Below are 17485 nucleotides of genomic sequence, written 5' to 3'. Positions count from 1 at the left end.
GGCCTCGTCAAGCGCGGCCGATCAGGCCGCCGAGTTCGCGATGGGGGCGTCGATTCCGTGCGCGGCCACGACCTCGGCGCTTCCGTCGGCCAGCCGGTAACGCAGGCCGACGACGGCGGCCCGGCCGTCCGCGACGCGCTCGGCCAGGACGCGGGAACGGTCCAGCAGCAGGTCGACGGTGTGCTTGACGTGCTCGGCGAGGATCTCGTGCGGTTCGACCCGGCCCGCGGCCCGGGCGGCGAGAACGCTGGGCGTCACCTTCTCGACGACGTCGCGGACGTAGCCGACCGGCGCGAGCCCGTCTTCCAGCGCAGCGGTGGCCGCGCCGACCGCGCCGCACGAATCGTGGCCGAGTACGACGACGAGGGGACAGTTCAGCAGGTCGACGCCGTATTCGATGCTGCCGAGCACCTCCCCGCCGATCACCTGGCCCGCGGTGCGCACGACGAACAGGTCGCCGAGGCCGCGGTCGAAGATGATCTCGGCGGCGAGACGGGAGTCCGAGCACCCGAACAGCACCGCGAACGGGTGCTGGTTCGGCGCGATCGCGGCGCGCCGGGCGGCGTCCTGGTTGGGATGCTCCGGGGCGCTGCTGACGAAACGGTGGTTGCCTGCCATGAGCAGGTCGAAAGCTTCCTGCGGAGTCGGGGGTGTCGTGTCGGCCATGGGCTCAGCCTAAGCCGACCCGGGCGGCGACGGGTGTTGCCATCGTCTCGCCCGGGCCGGGTTTCAACCGGATGCGCGCGGGTTACCGCCCCCGCCCCAGCGCCGCCCGCTTCACGAAGCCGACCGCGGCGGTCGCCAGGAACAGGACCGCGCCCACGATGACGAGCCAGAACAGGCCTTTGATCACCACCCCGAGCACGATGCACACCAGCCAGATCACCAGAAGCAGACCGAGAAGTGCCAGCATGGGAGTCCTCCTGACCGTCGCCGGGAAACTGCGGCTGCCGAAGGGATACCCAGGCGCGGCCGGGCTATGCGCGCCTTCCCTCGCGGGGGATGCCCCCGCCTGAGCCGGTCGATCGCGGCGCGCTCCTGCCGCGGAGCCGAGCGGGCCGAAACACCGGATTCGACTCCGGAACCACCCCATCGCCGCGGATTCCGGTTTCTAGATCCACTTTTTTGCTTCTTGACCCGCGCCGCCTCCGCATAGGAGAGTCTGCTGTCAGACAGCTAGACAGAATGACAAGGAGACAGTATGAACCGACGCGGAGTCGCCCTGCTCGTCACTGGCGCTGTCGCTGTTTGCGCTGCTCTGACCGGGTGCGGAGCGAGTTCTCCCGCTTCCGGGGACGGGGCCGCGCCCGCCGGGTCGTCCTCGGAGGTCGCGATTCCGGCGGTCGCCAAGGACGCGGCGCTGGCGGCCAAGCTTCCCGAGGAGATCCGGAGCGCGGGCGTGCTCCGGGTCGCGATGGACGAGACCTATCCGCCGTTCGAGTCGGTCCAGGCGGGCAAGGTCGTCGGGCTCGACCCGGACCTGGCGAACGCGATCGGCGGCGTCCTCGGGGTCCGGGCGGAATTCGTCAACACGTCGTTCGACGCGATCATTCCGTCGCTGACGTCGAACAAGGTCGACCTCGCGATGTCGTCGATCGGCGACACCAAAGAGCGCGAGCGCACGATCGACCTGGCCACTTATTACTGGAACGGAACGCTGGTGCTGGTGAAATCCGGGAACCCGGCGCAGATCAAGGCCGACCAGGTGTGCGGCGCGCGTATCGGCGTGATCCGCGGTTCCTTGCAGCAGACCAGTTTCCTGCCGTCGCAGGCGGCGAAATGCGCGGCGGCCGGGAAACCGGCGGCGAAGGTGGAGGTCTACCAGAACGGGCCGCAGGCGCAGCTCGCCTTGCAGAGCGGGCGCATCGACGGCGTGATGGAGGACGCGCCGCCGTTGCTGGCCGTGGCGGCGCAGCAGAAAGACGTCTTCGAGACCGCCGGGCCGTTCTTCCGCAATCCGAATCCGGGCGGCGTCGCGTTCCCGAAGGGGAGCAAGCTGGTGGAGCCGGTGCACGAGGCGCTCGAAGTGTTGCTCAAAAACGGCACTTACCAGGCGATTCTGAAGAAGTGGAACCTGGAGAAGATCGCGATCGACAAGTCCGAGATCAACGGCGCGCAGTCGTAGTCCGCGCAATCGTCGACCCGGAAGGGAAACGGGAACATGACAGCGATAAGTGCGCCACGGATCCAGGAAGAACCGGTAGTGCCGCTGCGCCGTCCCGGGCGCTGGGTCACCTACGCGGTCGCGGCGGTGCTGGCGGCGATGTTCGTCCACACCCTGCTCACCAACAAGAACTTCGGCTGGGACATCGTCGGGAACTACCTCGGGTCCGGCGAAATCCTCGCCGGGCTGGGAAAAACGATCGAACTGACCGTGCTCGCGATGGCGATCGGGATCGTCCTCGGCGTCGTGCTCGCGGTGATGCGGCTGTCGGCGAATCCGGCGATGAAAGGATTCGCCTCCCTCTACATCTGGTTTTTCCGCGGCACGCCGGTCTTCGTCCAGCTGCTGTTCTGGGGCTACGCCTCGGCGCTCTACCCGCGGCTCGGGATCGGCATCCCGTTCGGCCCGCAGTTCGTGTCCGCGCCGACCAACGTCCTGATCACGCCGTTCATCGCCGCCATCCTGGGGCTCGGGCTGAACGAGGGCGCCTACATGGCCGAGGTCGTCCGGGCGGGGATCCTGTCGGTCGACCGCGGGCAGACCGAGGCGGCGCAGGCGCTCGGCATGTCGCGATTGCGCACGCTGCGCCGGGTCGTGCTGCCGCAGGCGATGCGGGTGATCATCCCGCCGACCGGCAACCAGGTGATCACCATGCTGAAAACGACGTCGCTGGTGAGCGTGCTGGCCTTCCCGGAATTGCTGTACTCGGCCCAGCTCGTCTATTCCACGAACTTCAAGACGATTCCGCTGCTGATCACCGCGTCGCTGTGGTATCTGCTGACGACGTCGGTGCTCAACGTGGGCCAGCATTTCCTGGAACGCCGGTTCAGCCGCAGCGAACGGGGCGTGTCCCGCCGGGCCGCGGCGGCCGAGATCCCTTCGGAGGGCCGATGACCACCGCGAAAGCCGGCGAGCCGAGCCGGACGGAATCCCGCGCCGGCGTGCCGATGGTCCAGGCGGTGAACGTCTGCAAGAGTTTCGGTTCCGCCGCCGTGCTGAAGGGCATCGATCTCGAAGTGCGCCGCGGCGAGGTGATGACCTTGCTGGGGCCGTCGGGATCGGGGAAATCCACTTTCCTCCGGCTGATCAATCATCTGGAAACGCTGAGCGCGGGCCGCTTGTACGTCGACGGCCGGCTGGTCGGCTACGGCGAGCGCAACGGGCGGCTGCACGAGCTGCCGCCGTCGGCGGTCCAGCGGCGTCGCGCCGAGATCGGCATGGTGTTCCAGCGGTTCAATCTTTTCGCGCACATGACCGCGCTGCAGAACGTCATGGAGGCGCCGGTCGGCGTGCGGCGCGAAAAACGGGAAGCCGTCCGGAAACGCGCGCTGGAACTGCTCGACCGGGTCGGGCTCGCCGACAAAGCTTCGTCGTACCCCAGCGCGCTCTCGGGCGGCCAGCAGCAACGGGTCGCGATCGCCCGGGCCCTTGCCATGCAACCGAAACTGATGCTGTTCGACGAACCGACGTCCGCGCTCGACCCGGAACTCGTCGGCGAGGTCCTCGACGTGATGAAGGACCTCGCCCGCTCGGGCATGACCATGGTCGTGGTCACGCACGAGATCGGGTTCGCGCGGGAAGTCGCGGACCACGCGGTGTTCATCGACGGCGGGGTGGTCGTCGAAAGCGGGAATCCGGCACGGGTGCTGACCGATCCGCAGCATCCGCGAACGAAGGCATTCCTCGGGAAAGTCCTGTGAATACCCGCGCGCCAGGAAAGGGGCAGCGTTCCGTGCAGATCGTCGTCATCGGGGCCGGGGTGCTCGGCCTGTCCGCCGCCGCCGCGCTCGCCCGCCGCGGCGCCCGCGTCACCGTCGTGGACCAGCACGTGCCCGGCGCGGGCACGTCCTCGACCAGCTACGCCTGGGTCAACGCGAACAAGAAGGAACCCCAGGCCTACTACGACCTCAACCTCGCCGGCATGGAGGCGCATCGCCGCCTCGCCGAGGCCACCGGCGGCGGCTGGCTCGGCACCGGCGGCCACCTCGAAGTCGCGACCGACCCGGCGCACGCCGCCGAGCTGGAACAACGGATGGCGCGGCTGCGCGGGCACGGATATGCCGTCGAGGAGGTGACTCCGGAACGCGCGCGGCAGCTCGTTCCGGACCTGCTCTTGCCACTCGACGCCGGCCCGCTCGCCTACTTCCCGAGCGAGGCGCACTGCTACCCGCAGCTCTACCTCGCCCACCTGCTCACGACGGCCGAGGAGCTGGGCGTGCAGGTGGTCAGCGGGGCGCGGGTCAAGGACTTCGACGTCGACGCCGGACGGCCGGTGCTGCGGCTCGCCGACGGCACGGCGCTCGGCTGCGACCGGGTGGTCAGCTGCGTCGGGCGGTGGACCGGGGAGCTGCTGGCGCAGGCGGACCTTCCGCTGGCGATGGAAACGTTCACCCATCCCGGGGACGCGACGGTCGGCTACCTCTCGGTGACCAGCCCGGTGCCGGTCGCGCTGCCCGGGCTGCTGACGACGTCCCGGCTCAACGTCCGGCCGGACGGGGCGGGCCGGTTGCAGCTGCAGGCGCTCGACCTCGACCGGACCGCGGATCCGAGGGCGGTGCCGGGAACGGATTCGCCGCTGGCGGAGGAACTGCTCGACCGGCTCGCGAGCGTCCTGCGGCATACCCGGGCCGCGACGATTTCGGAGCTGCGGGTCGGGCAGCGGGCGCTTCCGGCGGACGGGCTCACGGTCGCCGGCCCGGTGCCCACGCTGCCGTGGCTGTACGTGGTCGCGACGCACAGCGGGGTCACCCTCGCCCCGTTGCTGGGCGATCTGGTCGCCAAGGAGGTGTACGACGGCGTGGACCAGGACCTGCTCGCGGAGTTCCGGCCGGACCGGCTCCTTGCTCCCGACGCTCGGCGCGCCCGTGCGCGGCCGCCTCGCCGGCCGGGCGAGCAGTAGGATCGAATCCAGGATTGTTCGAGAAGGGAACCGGGGGGTATGGGCCGAATTCAGCGGGAGACAGTCGCCGAGAAGAGCGTGGCGATTTTGCGCGAGCGCATTCTCAGCGGGGAGCTGAGCCCGGGCACGCCGGTGACCGAGGACGCGGTCGCCGAGGACCTCGGGGCTTCCCGCGCGACGATCCGGCAGGCGCTCAATACCTTGCTGATGGACGGTTTGCTGACCCGGCACCCGACTACGCGCGTGCTTCAGGTGACGACGCTCAGTCCGGAGGACGTGCGGGACATTTACCGGGCTCGGCGGTTCCTGGAACTGGGCGGGGTCGAGGCGGCCGCGCACGCTTCGGCCGAGCAGCTGGAGCGGGTTGCCGATGCGGTGCGGGAGTTGGAGAAGACTGTCCACGCGCATGACGTGACCGGGTTCGTGCAGGCGGATATCCGGTGTCACGTCGAGGTCGTGGAGCTGCTCGGGTCGCGGCATTTGACTACCGCGCATCGGCATTTGATGGAGAAGCTGCGGTTGGTGATCACCGCTACGGAGCAGCAAGAGGCGTTGGTCCGGGAGAATTTGAAGGAGCGGCTGGCGGTGCATCGGGAGTTCGCGGAGCTGCTGGTGGCTGGGGAGGTGGAGGCGGCTCGGGCCAATCTGGCGGCGCGGCTTGAGGATGCGGAGGAGGTCGTCGCTGCCGAGGCTGCTGGGGGGTAGGGGCGGCTCGTCGCCTGGCGGCGACATTGCCGCGTCTGGTTGCGTGGGCACCCCGAAGGTTGATTGTGCTGACGGTCCGGGGGTGCTTGTCAAGGCGGGAAAGATGCCTTGACAAGCACCCCCGGACCGCATTCCGGCTTCGTATCGGGGTGTGGGGGAGGGGCTGGGTGCCTCGATGGTTGGGTGCATCGGTGGCGGGATTGCTTGTGAGGCAAGGGAAATTCTTGGTTTGCTGCTATTGTTTAGTATTGACTGGGCTTGTTTTGTGTAGCTAAACTTCGGGGGACGGAAGGAGGGCCGGGGCTGTGGTCGAGAGCGATCCTGCTGTACGGGTGGGGGCGGAGATCAAGCGGGTCCGGTCTTCGCTTGGCATGACGTTGCGGGAGCTGGCGGAGCGTTGCGGGCTTTCGCCGGGGTTTCTTTCGTTGGCCGAGCGCGGGGTCAACTCGATTTCGCTGACCTCGTTGTTCGCGATCGCGGGTGCGCTTGAGGTGGATGCGGTCGAGTTGCTGGGCTCCGCGGGCAAGCGGAGCCGGGCGGAGTACGCGGTTTCCCGGCGGGACGATCCTCGGGCCGCTCGCGTTGTCATGGGCGAGCGGGAACATCGGGTGCTCACCGCGGAATTGCCGGACCAGCATATTGAAGTGCTGGCGACCAGGGTGAATCCGACTAATGCACCCTCGCCGGTGACTCGGCATGACGGCGAGGAATTCTGTTACGTGGTGAGCGGCGAGCTGACTTTCCTCATGCCGGACGAGTCTGTCGTCCTCGCGGCGGGGGATGCGATTCATTTCAAGTCCTCGACGCCGCACGCGGTGCACAACCAGGGCGACGTCGTCGCCGAGGTGCTGTGGACTGTGGACCGTCCGCTGCTGCGGCGGCCCGGTATTTCCCGCTGATCTTCTTTCGTCGTTCCCAGCGCCATCCTTATCGAAAGGCGGCTATGAACGAGCAGACAATGGCGTCCGCGCGTGATCGACGGTTTTTCGGTCATCCTCGGGGGCTGGCCACATTATTCTTCGTGGAGATGTGGGAGCGGTTCTCCTATTACGGGATGTCCGCGATTCTCCTCTACTACTTGTACGACCGCACTTCTTCCGGCGGCCTGGGACTCGACAAGGCGACGTCCTCGGCGCTGGTGTCGATTTACGGCGCGCTGGTGTTCATGTCCGGCGTCGGCGGCGGATGGCTGGCCGACCGGGTGCTCGGCATGCGGCGTGCGGTGCAGGTCGGCGGCGGGTTGATCATGTGCGGGCATCTGGCGCTCGCGGTGCCGGGCGGGTTGCCCGCGCTGCTGGTGTCGATGTTGCTGATCGTGGCCGGGACTGGATTGCTCAAGCCTAATGTGTCCAGTTTGGTCGGTGAGCTTTATTCGACGCGGGACAACCGCCGTGACGCTGGGTTTTCCGTGTTCTACCTGGGGATCAACCTGGGTGCGTTCGTCGCGCCGTATCTCGTCGGGACGTTGGGGCAGAAGGTCGATTACCACCTCGGGTTCGGGCTCGCGGCGGTAGGGATGGCGGCCGGGCTGCTGGTGTTTGCCCGTGGGCGCAAGCAATTGGGCGACGCGGGGGAAGCACCGACGAACCCGTTGCGGGCGGGGGAGCGGCGGCGGGTCGCGGTGCGGGCGGGGGCCGGGGTGGTCGCGCTGGCGGTGCTGGTCGCGGTGTTCGGGCTCGCGGGCGCGCTGACGGTCCGGACGTTGATCAACGCGGTGACGGTGCTCGCGGTCGTGTTGCCGGTGGCGTACCTCGCGATGATGTTGCGCAGCCCGCGGACGGACGCGGTCGAGCGGTCTCGGTTGATCGCCTACATTCCGCTTTTCCTGGGCGCGGTGTGCTATTGGGTGGTCAACGAGCAGACCAGTTCGGTGCTGGCGCAGTTCGCGGACAAGCGCACGGATCTGGAGATTTTCGGGTTCTCCGTGCCGTCGTCGTGGTTCCAGTCGCTGAACCCGATCGCGACGCTCGTGCTGGCTCCGACGTTCGCGTGGTGGTGGATCAAACTGGGCGACCGGCAACCCGCCACGCCGCGGAAGTTCGCACTCGGGTTGCTGCTCGGCGGGGCGTCGTTTGTCTTGATGGCCGGGCCGGGTCTGCTGCACGGCGTCGACCAACTGGCGAGTCCGTGGTGGCTGGTGGCGAGTTACTTCGTGGTGATCTGCGGGTCGATGTGCTTGTCGCCGGTGGGGCTTTCGGCCACGACAAAGCTGGCGCCGCGGGCGTTTCTCGCCCAGATGATGAGTTTGTGGTTCCTCGCGTCCGCGGCGGCGAGCGGGATCAATGCGCAACTGGTGCAGTTGTACCGCGCGGACACGGAGATCGGCTACTTCGCCGGAGTCGGCGCGGCGGTGATGGCGGCGGGCGTCGGGTTGCTGCTGCTGGCACCGTGGGTGCAGCGGCGGATGGGCGGCGTGCGGTGAGCGGAAAACAATCAGCGGCGAAGGAGCGGGGCGAAATGCGCGTGATCGTGGTCGGCGGCGGGATCGTCGGTGCGGCAGCCGGGTACGAACTGGCCCGGGCCGGAGTGGACACGGTGCTGGTCGACGGGGCGGCGAGCGGCCGGGCGACGTCGGCCGGGGCCGGGATCATCTGTCCCTGGTCGTCCACAGTGGACGATCCGGACTGGTACCGGATGGCGGCCGGCGGGGCGGAGCACTACGAGGAATTGCGCGCGGCGCTGGCCGAGGACGGCGAGACGGAGCTCGGTTACCGCCGGGTCGGCTCGCTGCGACTGGTGTCGGAAAGCGAAGCGGCGCAAGCGTTTCAGCGCGTGGCGGAGCGGGCGAAGGAAGCGCCGCTGGCGGGCGAGGTCGAGTTGGTCGACGGCCGTCAAGCGCAGGAACTGTTCCCGCCGCTCGCGCACGACGGTCCGGCCATCTACCTTCCGGGCGCGGCCCGGCTCGATGGCCGGCTGGTGCGCGACGCGATGCGGCGAGCCGCGGTGCGGCGTGGGGCGCGGATCGTCGAAGGCACCGCGTCGATCGTCGCGGACGGGACGGTTCGCGGGGTGCTGGTCGGCGAGGAGTTCATCGGCGCGGACGCGGTGATCGCCGCCGCGGGGGCGTGGTCGCCCGCGTTGCTGGGGCCGCTCGGGGTCGAGGTGCGGGTGGAACCGCAGCGCGGGCAGATCGTGCATCTTCGGCTGCCGGGCACGGATACCTCGCAGTGGCCGGTGGTGCTGCCGCAGTCGAGCCACTACCTGCTGGCCTTCGACGATTCGCGGATCGTGGTCGGTGCGACGCGGGAGGACGGGGCGGGCTTCGACAACCGGGTCACCGCGGCCGGGCTGGCGGAGGTGCTGACCGAAGCGTTGTCGGTGGCCCCGGGGCTGGCGGACGCGACGTACGTGGAGACCCGGGTGGGATTCCGTCCCGCCGGGCCGGACATCCGGCCGCTGCTCGGTGCGGTGCCGCAGGTCAAGGGGCTGGTGGTGGCCAACGGCCTCGGTGCGTCGGGGCTGACGATGGGACCGTACGCGGGTTCCATCGCGGCTCGGCTGGCTAGGGAGGTCGACCCGGGGATCGACCTGAAGCCGTACGACCCGTTGCGGTGACGGGGACGCGCCGACCGGGAAACTCCGGTCGGCGCTGCCTGCGGGAAGCTGGCTCGCTGACTCGTGCCGAGGGTTCTAGCGGGCGGCGGACAACACCAGTTCGCGGTAGTTGCGCACCGCCTCCCTCCAGGACTCCAGCTCCAGCTTCTCGTTCGCCGCGTGCATTTCCCGCGGATCCCCGGGGCCCCAGATCACGATCGGGGCTCCGGACACGGACCCGGCCAAGGCGGAGGCGTCGGTGAAATAGGCGGCGGCGGGTGCCGTGACCTGGTCGGCGAGCACCTCCGGCAGCCGCGCGGTGCGGACCGCGGGCAAGTCGAGCTCCACCTCCGCGCTGATGGCCGGATCGAGCGAGGACGCCCAAGCGATCGCGGGCGCGCCGCCGTCCACAGTGCGCACGTCGAGGGTCAGAACCGCCGACGCGGGAACGATATTCGTCGCGGTCCCCCCGGCGAACGTGCCGACGTTGACGGTTTCGTCGCCCAGGTAGTCCTCAGTGGACAGTGGCAGGGAATCGAGCGCGCCGAGAGCCCGCTCGGCGAGCAGCTGGATCGCGTTGCGCCCGAGCTGAGGCGTGGACCCGTGGGCGGCCTTCCCCACCGCGGCGAGACGCAGCCACGTGGCCCCGCGGTGCCCGAGCGAGACGCGGTTCCGCGTCGCCTCCGGCACCACGACGATCCGCGGCGTCAGCTGCAGCGAAGCCGCCGCCTCCGCCGCGCCCCGGCAGCCGATCTCCTCGTCGCTGGTGAGGAGGACCTGCGCGTCGGCACCGGCTTCCGCGGCGTTGCGCAACGCTTCCACCGCGGCGACGAGCCCGCCCTTCATGTCGACGCTGCCCCGGCCGTGCAGGAACTTCTCGTCGACGTCCGCGGAGAACGGCGCGCGATCCCACAGGTCAGGGGAACCGACCGGGACGGTGTCGAGGTGGCACACGAACAGCGTGCCGTCGCCCGAACCGGTGCCGAGCAGCACCCACGGGCGTCCGGAGGCGGAGCGTTGCCGCACCTGGACGCCCGCGGTGGCGGTGGCATAAGCGACAGCCAGCTCCTGGGCGGCGGCCTGCGCGGCGCTGTCGCCGGAGGTGGTGTCCTGACGGACCAGGTCGCGCAGCAGGTCGAGAGCTTCGTCGGTCATCCGGAGTACTCCTGGGTCGATTCGCGGACGACGAGCTGCATGGAGAGCACGTGGTCCGCGGGGCTCTCGCCGGCCGCGAGGCGGGTGATCTCGTCGACCGCTTTGCGCGCCATCTGCTCGGTCGGTTGCGCAACGGTCGTGAGCCGCGGCGACGTCCACTCGCCGAGGGTGATTCCGTCGCAGCCGATCACCGACAGGTCGGCCGGCACCTTGACCCCGGCGCGGCGGGCCGCTTCGAGCAGTCCGACGGCGGCGATGTCGCTGGCGGTGAACACGGCGGTCGGCTCCGCGCCGGCCCGTGCCATGTGCGCGAAGAAGTTCATGCCGAACGCCGAACTGAACGTGCCGCGCACGATCATCGCTTCGTCCACCGCGATCCCGTGCGCTTTCAGCGCCGCCCGGTACCCGGCCTCGCGCTGGTCGGCCGTCCGCAGCCCGGCCGGGCCGCCGACGTGGGCGATGAGCCGGTGGCCCTGGGAGATCAGGTGGGTGGTCGCCTGGTAGGCGCCGCCGAAGCTGTTCGCGGTGACGTGCGCGATCCGCGGTCCGGCGGCTTCGACGTACTCGTCCAGGAAAACCACCGGGAAGTCGCCCGCCAGCCGGCCCGCGAAGGCCTCGTTGGTGCTGTTCATCCCCAGGTAGATCAGCCCGCCCACGTCCGGCGCCCGCATCAGCCGTTCGACGCTCGCGCGCTCCCGCGACGGCGACGAGCCGGTGAGGGCGGTGAACACGTCGATGCCGTCCTCCGCGGCGGCGTCGGCCACCGCGTCCGCCAGCGTGGAGAAGTACGGGTTGTCCAGTGAGGGGACCACCAGGCCGAGGCTCAGCCCGGTGACCTGTTTCCGGACCGGCGGATGCCCTTCGGCGGACAGCGCGGCGTCGATGCGCCGGGCCGTCTCGGAGGCGACATTGAGCTCTCCCCGGACGTACCTCGACACCGTCGACACGGCCACTCCGGCCTCTCGGGCCACCTTCGCCAGCGACATCCGGCTCCTCCCCGTTCGAGCGTTGACGGCGACTGCAACCGCATCCTATATTGGCGTCGTTGCGCTATGTTGCGCAACACTCGCAAAACGCTTTCGCCCGAAGGAGTCGTCGATGGTCAAGGTCCTGCTAGCGGGGGAGTCGTGGGTCAGTGCGACGATCGACCACAAGGGATACGACCCGTTCGCGCACACGCAGGTGGAGATCGGGTGCGAGCGGCTGCTGGCGGCGCTGGCGGCGGAAGGGGTCGAGGTGACTCACCTGCGTTCGCACGACGTCGCCGAGAAATTCCCGCAGACGCTGGAGGAACTCGGGGCCTACGACGTCGTGCTGCTCTCCGACGTCGGCTCCAACACCCTGCTGCTGCACCCGGACACGTTCACCCGCGGCCGTCCGACGCCCAACCGGCTGAAGCTGCTGCGCGAATGGGTCCAGGGCGGGGGCGGCCTGATGATGGCCGGCGGCTACCTGAGCTTCCAGGGCTTCGAGGGCAAGGCGAACTACCACCGCACGCCGATCGAGGAGATCCTCCCGGTCGACCTCGACCCGTTCGACGACCGCGTCGAAACCCCGGAGGGCGTCCGCGCCCAGGTCGTGCGGGCGGACCATCCGGTGGTCGCCGGGCTGGACCCGGAATGGCCGATCCTGCTGGGCTACCAGCACACCACGCTGAAGCCGGACGCCGAACTGCTGGCCACCGTCGAGGGCGACGTCATGCTGGCCGCGCGCCGGGTCGGCAAGGGCCGCACCCTCGCGTTCACGTCGGACATCTCCCCGCACTGGGCTCCGGAGGAGTTCATGAGCTGGGACGGGTACCGCAAGCTTTTCGCCCAGGCGCTGACCTGGCTCGCCGGACGCGACAGCTGAGCCGCGCGCACTCGGGATCAAGGAGGATTCGATGAGTACGTCACCCACCCGCCGCGCGACCTCGGTCGTCGTGCTGACGATCGCGACCGTCTTCGCCGGCATGCTCGGCCCGTTGCAGTCGCTGGTCAACGGACATCTCGGCACCGCGCTCGGCGACGGGCACGCCGCCGCGCTGGTGTCCTTCGGCACCGGCCTGGTGCTGATGCTGGTCATCGTGCTGGCGCGCGCCCGTACGCGCACCGCGTTCTTCCGGCTGCCGGGTCAGCTGGTGCGCGGCGAGATCCCGCGCTGGAACTTCTTCGCCGGCCTGTGCGGCGCGGTGATCGTGCTGTCCGAGGGCGTGACGGTGGGCTTCCTCGGGGTGGCGATCTTCCAGACCTCGCTGATCTCCGGCATGGTCATCTCCGGCGTGGTGTGCGACCGGCTCGGCATCGGCGTCCCGTTCAAGCAGGCGATGAGCGCGCCGCGCGTCGCCGGGGCGATCCTGGCCATCTGCGCCACGGTGCTGGTCGTTTCGCCGAACTGGTCGGCCCCGCACATGATCGCGCTGGCGGTCATGCCGTTCGTCGGCGGCCTGCTCGCCGGCTGGCAGCCCGCGGGCAACTCCGAGATCGGCCTGCTGTCCGGGTCGATGTTCATCTCCATCACCTGGAACTTCCTGATCGGCTTCGTCGCGCTCGGTCTCGTGTACGTGGTGCGGATGGTCGCCGCGGGCGCGCACTTCGCCTTGCCGGGCACGTGGTGGATGTACTTCGGCGGGCCGCTCGGCCTCCTGTCGATCGCGCTGATGGCTTTGCTGGTGCGCGGTCTGGGGCTTCTGCTGCTGGGGCTGGCCTCCACGGCCGGTCAGCTCATCGGCTCGCTGCTGCTCGAGGTCGTCGCTCCCGCGGCGGGTTCCAGCCTGCACCTGGTGACCGTCCTCGGCGCGCTCGTGGCGCTGGCGGCCGCGGCGATCGCGATGATTCCCTCGCGGCACACGGCCGAACCCGCGGTCCTCGCCCAGCCGGCCGAGGTGCCTCGTGGGTGAGGTGCGCGGCGTCCTCGGTGCGGTCGACGCGGCGGACCTCGGGCTGGTGCTGCCGCACGAACACCTCTTCAACGACCTGTCCTCCGCGGTCGCCGAGCCCTCCTACGCCTCCACCCGGCGGCTCGTCGAGGCGGAAGTGGGGCCGGAGTGGCAGTTCCTGCTTCGCCAGGATCCGTACTGCTGCGCCGACAATGTGGCGGTGAAAGACCACGCGAGCGTCGTGCGCGAGGTGGCCGCGTTCGCCGCGGCGGGCGGCGGCACAGTGGTCGACGCGACCGGCAGCGCGGCGATCGGCCGGGATCCGCGAGCGCTGGCGGCGGTGGCCGAGGCGACCGGCGTCAACGTCATCATGGGCACCGGCGCGTACCTGGAGAAGTTCGAGGGCGAGCGCATCACCGCGGTCGCCGTCGAAGCGCAGACCTCGCGCATTCTCTCGGAGCTGGACGAGGGCGTGGGGGACACCGGGATCCGAGCCGGCGTCATCGGCGAGGTCGGCGTCTCCCCGCTGTTCACCGACGGAGAACGGGCTTCCTTGCGTGCCGCCGCGCTCGCGCAGGCGGCCCGGCCGGACGTCGGGCTCAACATTCATCTGCCGGGCTGGCAACGCCGCGGGCACGAGGTGCTCGACCTGGTGCTGGACGAATGCGGTGCGGTCGCGGGCAAAGTCGCGCTGGCGCACAGCGATCCGTCCGGCGACGATCCCGGCTACCAGCGGGAGCTTCTCGAACGCGGCGTGCTGCTGGAGTTCGACATGATCGGCCTCGACATCTCGTTCCCCGGCGAAGGCGTGGCCCCGACGGTCGCCCAGACCGCGCACGCCGTGGCCCGGTGGGTGCACGAGGGTTTCGGGGACCAGATCATGTTGTCGCACGATCTGTTCCTGAAGCAGATGTGGACGCACAACGGCGGAAACGGCCTGGTCTTCGTGCCGACCGTCTTCGCCGATCTGCTTCAAGCCGAAGGCGTTTCGGCGGACGCCGTGGCCCGGCTGATGCGAGACGTCCCGGCGCGATGGCTGACCGCATGAGCCCGGCAGTAGCGGTCGTCGCGTCGCTCAACGTCGACCACATCGTCCAAGCGCCGCGGATTCCCGAGCCGGGGGAGACGCTCCTGGGCTTCTCGACGAGCCGGGAACTGGGCGGAAAAGGCGGCAACCAGGCGGTCGCCGCCGCCCGGCTCGGCGCGGACGTGGCCGTGCTCGGCTGCGTCGGCCAGGACGAGGACGGCGACGAGTACCTGAAAGCCCTTGTCGCGGAAGGCATCGACGTCACCCACGTGCGCCGGTCGCCGCTGCCCACCGGCCGGGCCGCGATCACGGTCGACGCGGAGGGCGTCAACTCGATCGTCGTCGTGGCCGGAGCGAACGCCGACATTCCCGCCCCCGCAGCCGAAACAGCGATCGGCGAGTTGCCCGGCCTTCGGGTTGTCGTAGGCCAGCTGGAGGCCGCGGCAGACGCGACGGAACGCGCCTTCGCGGCCGCTCGCGAGCGCGGCGTGCTGACGATCCTCAACACCGCGCCCGCCGCCGACGCAGCCGGAAAGCTGGTGCCGTTCAGCGATGTGGTGGTGGCGAACGAGATCGAGTTCCGCCAGCTCACCGGCGAAGACCCCTTTAACGACAACGGTTTGCGGGGCGGCAGCGCCGAATTGTTCGCGGCAGGCTGCCGATGGGTGATCGTGACGCTGGGCGCGAAGGGCTGCGCAGTCCTCGACGCGTCGTCGTCCACGCACGTCCCGGCGGTCGCTGTCCAGGCGGTCGACACTACTGCCGCAGGGGATTCGTTCGTCGGCGCCCTCGCGGCCCGGCTCGCGGAGATCCCCGGTGCGCCGGAGACCGCCGATGTCGTGACGGCTTGCGCCTTCGCCGCAAAGGTCGCCGCGGTCGTAGTGACGCGGCACGGGGCGCATCCGTCGCTGCCAACCTTGGCGGAGGTGCTCGACACCTGACCGGTTGCGGTGCTGAATTGGTGGGTGCTGAGGGCCCGTGCAGTGCTCGATACGTGGTGCCACGGCGCTTGCCCCGCGTCCGTTGATTCCTTGCCCCGTATGGAAAAGGCCGCCCCGCGTACGGGACGGCCCTTCCTCTCGTTCAGTTTCAGCTCACGGTCAGCGCCGTGTCGTCGAGGCAGAACGACGTCTGCAGGCTCGAGTCCTCGGTGCCGGTGAAGGTGATCGTCACCGTCTGGCCGGCGAAGGCCGACATGTCAACGGTGTGCAGCTGGTATCCGTTCGCCTGGTTCAGGTTCGAGTAGGTGGCGAGCGTGGTCGAACCGGCCTTGACGGTCAGCTTGTCGTAGGCCGTCGTGGTGGTCGTTTCGGCGGTGTCGACGTGCAGGTAGTAGCTCAGCGTGGCGTGGCAGCCCGAGGGGATGGTCACCGACTGCGAGACCGTGTCGGTGTGCGCGCTGCCGTAGCCGTCGAGGTAGGCGAGGTAGCTGCCGCTGTGCGGGGCTTCGCCGCTGGACGACGTGCTGATCACGCCGGCGGACGCGGTCCAAGGGCTGGTGCCGTTCTCGAAGCCGGGGTTGCCCAGTTTCTGGCCGGAACAGGTGCCGCCGCCGGTCGGGGCGATCGTCCAGCTGAACGTGGTGGAGCCGGTGGCGCCGGAGGAGTCCTTGGCGGTCGCGGTCACCGAGTACGTGCCCGCGGTGGTCGGCGTGCCGGAGATCAGTCCGCCGGAGCTGATCGACAGTCCGGCGGGCAGGCCGCTGGCGGTCCAGGTGTAGCCGCCGCTGCCGCCGGACGCGGAGAGCTGCAGGCTCGCCGCGGTGCCGACGACGCCGTTCTGGTTGCCCGGGTTGTTCGCCGTGACGCCGCCGCTCGGGGCGCCCGCGCTGAACGCCGCGGTGCCGTTGGGAGTGCCGAGGCCGGTCGGGCCGTCCCAGCCCGGGCCGGCGTTGCACTGCACCGGGGTCGAGCAGCTGCCGTTGCTGCCGGAGGTCACGTCGTTGAGGTTTCCGGTGTGCGAGTACGGGTAGGCGGCGGGGGTGTCGGACGCGCCGGGCGTGCCGGCGAGGGCGTACACCGACGCGATGATCGGGGCGGACGCGCTGGTGCCGCCGTACACAGCCCAGCCGCTGCCGCCGTAGGTCTGGTAGACCGCGACGCCGGTCTGCGGGTCGGCCACGGCCGAGACGTCGGCGACCGCGCGCTTGCCGCAGCCGGTCGTCACGTTCTGGAACGCGGGCTTCGCCACGTAGCCCGAGCAGCCGCTGCCCGCGCCGCTCCACGCGGTTTCGCCCCAGCCGCGCGCGCTGCTGTTGCGGGTCAGCGAGGTGCCGCCGACCGCGGTCACGTACTGCGACGAGGCCGGGTAGCTGATGCCGTAGCCGTTGTCGCCGGTGCTCGCGGTGATCGCGACGCCCGGGTGGTGGAAGTAGCTCGAGTCGGACGAGGGTTCGGAACCGTCCTCGCCGCCGCCGTAGCTGTTGGAGACGTATTTCGCGCCCATCGACACGGCGGTGTTCACCGCGGTGCCGAGATCGGCCATGCTCGGCTGGTTCGCTTCGACGAGCAGAATGTGGCAATTCGGGCAGATCGCCGAAACCATGTCGACGTCGAGCGAGATTTCGCCCGCCCAGCCGGAATCGGCGGCCGGGAGCGGGCTGGTCTGCCCGTTTTCGTTCACCTTTGTGAAACAGCCGTTCGCGGTGGTGCAGGGCGGGAGACCGTAGGTGGAGCGGTAGCTCGCGAGGTCCGATTCAGCGTTCGGGTCGTCGTTGGAGTCGACGATGGCCACCGTGGCCGCGGAACTGCCCGCGGCGGTGAGGTTGTAGGCGGAGCGCAGGTCCGCGGGGCCGAACCCGCTGGGCAGCGCGCCCGGGGAGAGCAGCGCGCGCATGGTGTCGGTCTGGCGTTCGGCGAAACACGTGACCATGCCGGGCTTCGGCTTCTCGGCGCAGACGCGGGCGGTGGGATGCGCCGCGGCGGGCGCGGGCGCCGCCACGGCGGGCAGGGCCGGGGCGGTCAAGGCCAAGGCCGCGAAACCGGCCATGGCAAGGATTCTTCGGGCTGAACGGGACACGATCCCTCCCAGGGAATTTCCTGCGAACGGCGTCGGGCCATTCGGTGTCCCGTTGTCTACAGTTCGTTCAGCCCTGGCGGTGACGCGCTGGTGCCAGTGGCGCAATGGTGTCGGCCAGCCCGGTGG

Annotated in this window: 17 protein-coding genes; 12 read left to right on the top strand and 5 right to left on the bottom strand. The window is 69.7% G+C overall.

The annotated features are described in order from the left end of the window. Positions 1–21: 21 nt before the first annotated feature. A complete protein-coding gene (locus SSMG_RS25075) occupies positions 22–666 on the bottom strand; it encodes a carbonic anhydrase (RefSeq protein ID WP_009080631.1) in 645 nt (214 codons plus the stop codon). An 82-nt stretch (positions 667–748) separates the two neighbouring features. Further along, positions 749–913 carry a hypothetical protein gene (locus tag SSMG_RS46370; RefSeq protein ID WP_086024907.1) on the bottom strand — a complete coding sequence of 55 codons (165 nt, stop codon included), beginning with the start codon at positions 911–913 and terminating at the stop codon, positions 749–751. Positions 914–1201: 288 nt separating this feature from the next. Between SSMG_RS46370 and SSMG_RS25065 the strand changes: the two genes are divergently transcribed. The 8 genes from SSMG_RS25065 to SSMG_RS25030 all read left to right on the top strand — a co-directional run bounded on the left by SSMG_RS25065 (position 1202) and on the right by SSMG_RS25030 (position 9323). Beyond that, positions 1202–2125, top strand: a complete 924-nt coding sequence (locus tag SSMG_RS25065; RefSeq protein ID WP_009080628.1) for an ABC transporter substrate-binding protein — start codon at positions 1202–1204, stop codon at positions 2123–2125. A 36-nt stretch (positions 2126–2161) separates the two neighbouring features. Beyond that, positions 2162–3058: an amino acid ABC transporter permease gene (locus tag SSMG_RS25060; protein WP_009080627.1), complete on the top strand. Its 897-nt coding sequence runs from the start codon at positions 2162–2164 to the stop codon at positions 3056–3058. A gap of 53 nt (positions 3059–3111) precedes the next feature. After that, entirely contained in the window at positions 3112–3864 is a 753-nt protein-coding gene (locus SSMG_RS25055; RefSeq protein WP_037717927.1) for an amino acid ABC transporter ATP-binding protein, read from the top strand. Positions 3865–3896: 32 nt separating this feature from the next. Continuing rightward, entirely contained in the window at positions 3897–5063 is a 1167-nt protein-coding gene (locus SSMG_RS25050; protein ID WP_009080623.1) for an FAD-binding oxidoreductase, read from the top strand. 39 nt (positions 5064–5102) lie between these two features. Then, positions 5103–5768, top strand: coding sequence for a GntR family transcriptional regulator (locus SSMG_RS42595; RefSeq protein WP_009080622.1), 666 nt, complete (start codon positions 5103–5105; stop codon positions 5766–5768). 305 nt (positions 5769–6073) lie between these two features. Next, complete coding sequence (locus tag SSMG_RS25040) at positions 6074–6667, top strand: helix-turn-helix domain-containing protein (RefSeq protein WP_009080620.1); 594 nt, start codon at positions 6074–6076, stop codon at positions 6665–6667. A gap of 44 nt (positions 6668–6711) precedes the next feature. Then, positions 6712–8190, top strand: coding sequence for a peptide MFS transporter (locus SSMG_RS25035; RefSeq protein ID WP_009080618.1), 1479 nt, complete (start codon positions 6712–6714; stop codon positions 8188–8190). Between the two features lie 35 nt (positions 8191–8225). Next, positions 8226–9323, top strand: coding sequence for an FAD-binding oxidoreductase (locus SSMG_RS25030; protein ID WP_009080617.1), 1098 nt, complete (start codon positions 8226–8228; stop codon positions 9321–9323). A 75-nt stretch (positions 9324–9398) separates the two neighbouring features. Here SSMG_RS25030 and SSMG_RS25025 read toward each other — a convergent pair whose 3' ends face one another. Further along, positions 9399–10457, bottom strand: coding sequence for a M20 family metallopeptidase (locus SSMG_RS25025; RefSeq protein ID WP_009080615.1), 1059 nt, complete (start codon positions 10455–10457; stop codon positions 9399–9401). Beyond that, on the bottom strand, positions 10454–11443 hold the full coding sequence (locus SSMG_RS25020) for a LacI family DNA-binding transcriptional regulator (protein ID WP_009080613.1): 990 nt from the start codon (positions 11441–11443) through the stop codon (positions 10454–10456). The genes SSMG_RS25025 and SSMG_RS25020 overlap by 4 nt, the downstream gene beginning before the upstream one ends. A gap of 112 nt (positions 11444–11555) precedes the next feature. Here SSMG_RS25020 and SSMG_RS25015 point away from each other — a divergent pair, with 112 nt between their 5' ends. From SSMG_RS25015 to SSMG_RS25000, 4 genes are read left to right on the top strand one after another with little or no spacing between them, the layout of a single operon-like run. After that, on the top strand, positions 11556–12308 hold the full coding sequence (locus SSMG_RS25015; protein ID WP_009080611.1) for a glutamine amidotransferase: 753 nt from the start codon (positions 11556–11558) through the stop codon (positions 12306–12308). A gap of 31 nt (positions 12309–12339) precedes the next feature. Beyond that, entirely contained in the window at positions 12340–13335 is a 996-nt protein-coding gene (locus tag SSMG_RS25010) for a DMT family transporter (RefSeq protein ID WP_009080609.1), read from the top strand. Then, positions 13328–14362: a phosphotriesterase gene (locus SSMG_RS25005; protein ID WP_009080607.1), complete on the top strand. Its 1035-nt coding sequence runs from the start codon at positions 13328–13330 to the stop codon at positions 14360–14362. The genes SSMG_RS25010 and SSMG_RS25005 overlap by 8 nt, the downstream gene beginning before the upstream one ends. Beyond that, positions 14359–15282: a ribokinase gene (locus SSMG_RS25000; RefSeq protein WP_100266876.1), complete on the top strand. Its 924-nt coding sequence runs from the start codon at positions 14359–14361 to the stop codon at positions 15280–15282. Before SSMG_RS25005 ends, SSMG_RS25000 begins: the two co-directional genes overlap by 4 nt. 148 nt (positions 15283–15430) lie before the next feature. Here the strand turns inward: SSMG_RS25000 and SSMG_RS24995 are convergent, their stop codons facing one another. Continuing rightward, positions 15431–17329 carry a putative Ig domain-containing protein gene (locus SSMG_RS24995; protein ID WP_009080602.1) on the bottom strand — a complete coding sequence of 633 codons (1899 nt, stop codon included), beginning with the start codon at positions 17327–17329 and terminating at the stop codon, positions 15431–15433. Positions 17330–17485 lie beyond the last annotated feature (156 nt).

The sequence above is a fragment of the Streptomyces sp. AA4 genome (assembly GCF_000158875.1).
Taxonomy (GTDB): domain Bacteria; phylum Actinomycetota; class Actinomycetes; order Mycobacteriales; family Pseudonocardiaceae; genus Amycolatopsis.
This window is presented reverse-complemented; position numbering and strand designations above follow the sequence as displayed.

What these genes read in the sequence shown, in the direction of transcription:
- SSMG_RS25065 (WP_009080628.1), top strand. Translation starts at nt 1,202, where the DNA reads ATGAACCGACGCGGAGTCGCCCTGCTCGTCACTGGCGCTGTCGCTGTT.
- SSMG_RS25000 (WP_100266876.1), top strand. Translation starts at nt 14,359, where the DNA reads ATGAGCCCGGCAGTAGCGGTCGTCGCGTCGCTCAACGTCGACCACATC.
- SSMG_RS24995 (WP_009080602.1), bottom strand. Translation starts at nt 17,329, where the DNA reads ATGGCCGGTTTCGCGGCCTTGGCCTTGACCGCCCCGGCCCTGCCCGCC.
- SSMG_RS25020 (WP_009080613.1), bottom strand. Translation starts at nt 11,443, where the DNA reads ATGTCGCTGGCGAAGGTGGCCCGAGAGGCCGGAGTGGCCGTGTCGACG.
- SSMG_RS25015 (WP_009080611.1), top strand. Translation starts at nt 11,556, where the DNA reads ATGGTCAAGGTCCTGCTAGCGGGGGAGTCGTGGGTCAGTGCGACGATC.
- SSMG_RS25075 (WP_009080631.1), bottom strand. Translation starts at nt 666, where the DNA reads ATGGCCGACACGACACCCCCGACTCCGCAGGAAGCTTTCGACCTGCTC.
- SSMG_RS25030 (WP_009080617.1), top strand. Translation starts at nt 8,226, where the DNA reads ATGCGCGTGATCGTGGTCGGCGGCGGGATCGTCGGTGCGGCAGCCGGG.
- SSMG_RS25025 (WP_009080615.1), bottom strand. Translation starts at nt 10,457, where the DNA reads ATGACCGACGAAGCTCTCGACCTGCTGCGCGACCTGGTCCGTCAGGAC.
- SSMG_RS25035 (WP_009080618.1), top strand. Translation starts at nt 6,712, where the DNA reads ATGAACGAGCAGACAATGGCGTCCGCGCGTGATCGACGGTTTTTCGGT.
- SSMG_RS25010 (WP_009080609.1), top strand. Translation starts at nt 12,340, where the DNA reads ATGAGTACGTCACCCACCCGCCGCGCGACCTCGGTCGTCGTGCTGACG.
- SSMG_RS25060 (WP_009080627.1), top strand. Translation starts at nt 2,162, where the DNA reads ATGACAGCGATAAGTGCGCCACGGATCCAGGAAGAACCGGTAGTGCCG.
- SSMG_RS42595 (WP_009080622.1), top strand. Translation starts at nt 5,103, where the DNA reads ATGGGCCGAATTCAGCGGGAGACAGTCGCCGAGAAGAGCGTGGCGATT.
- SSMG_RS25055 (WP_037717927.1), top strand. Translation starts at nt 3,112, where the DNA reads ATGGTCCAGGCGGTGAACGTCTGCAAGAGTTTCGGTTCCGCCGCCGTG.
- SSMG_RS46370 (WP_086024907.1), bottom strand. Translation starts at nt 913, where the DNA reads ATGCTGGCACTTCTCGGTCTGCTTCTGGTGATCTGGCTGGTGTGCATC.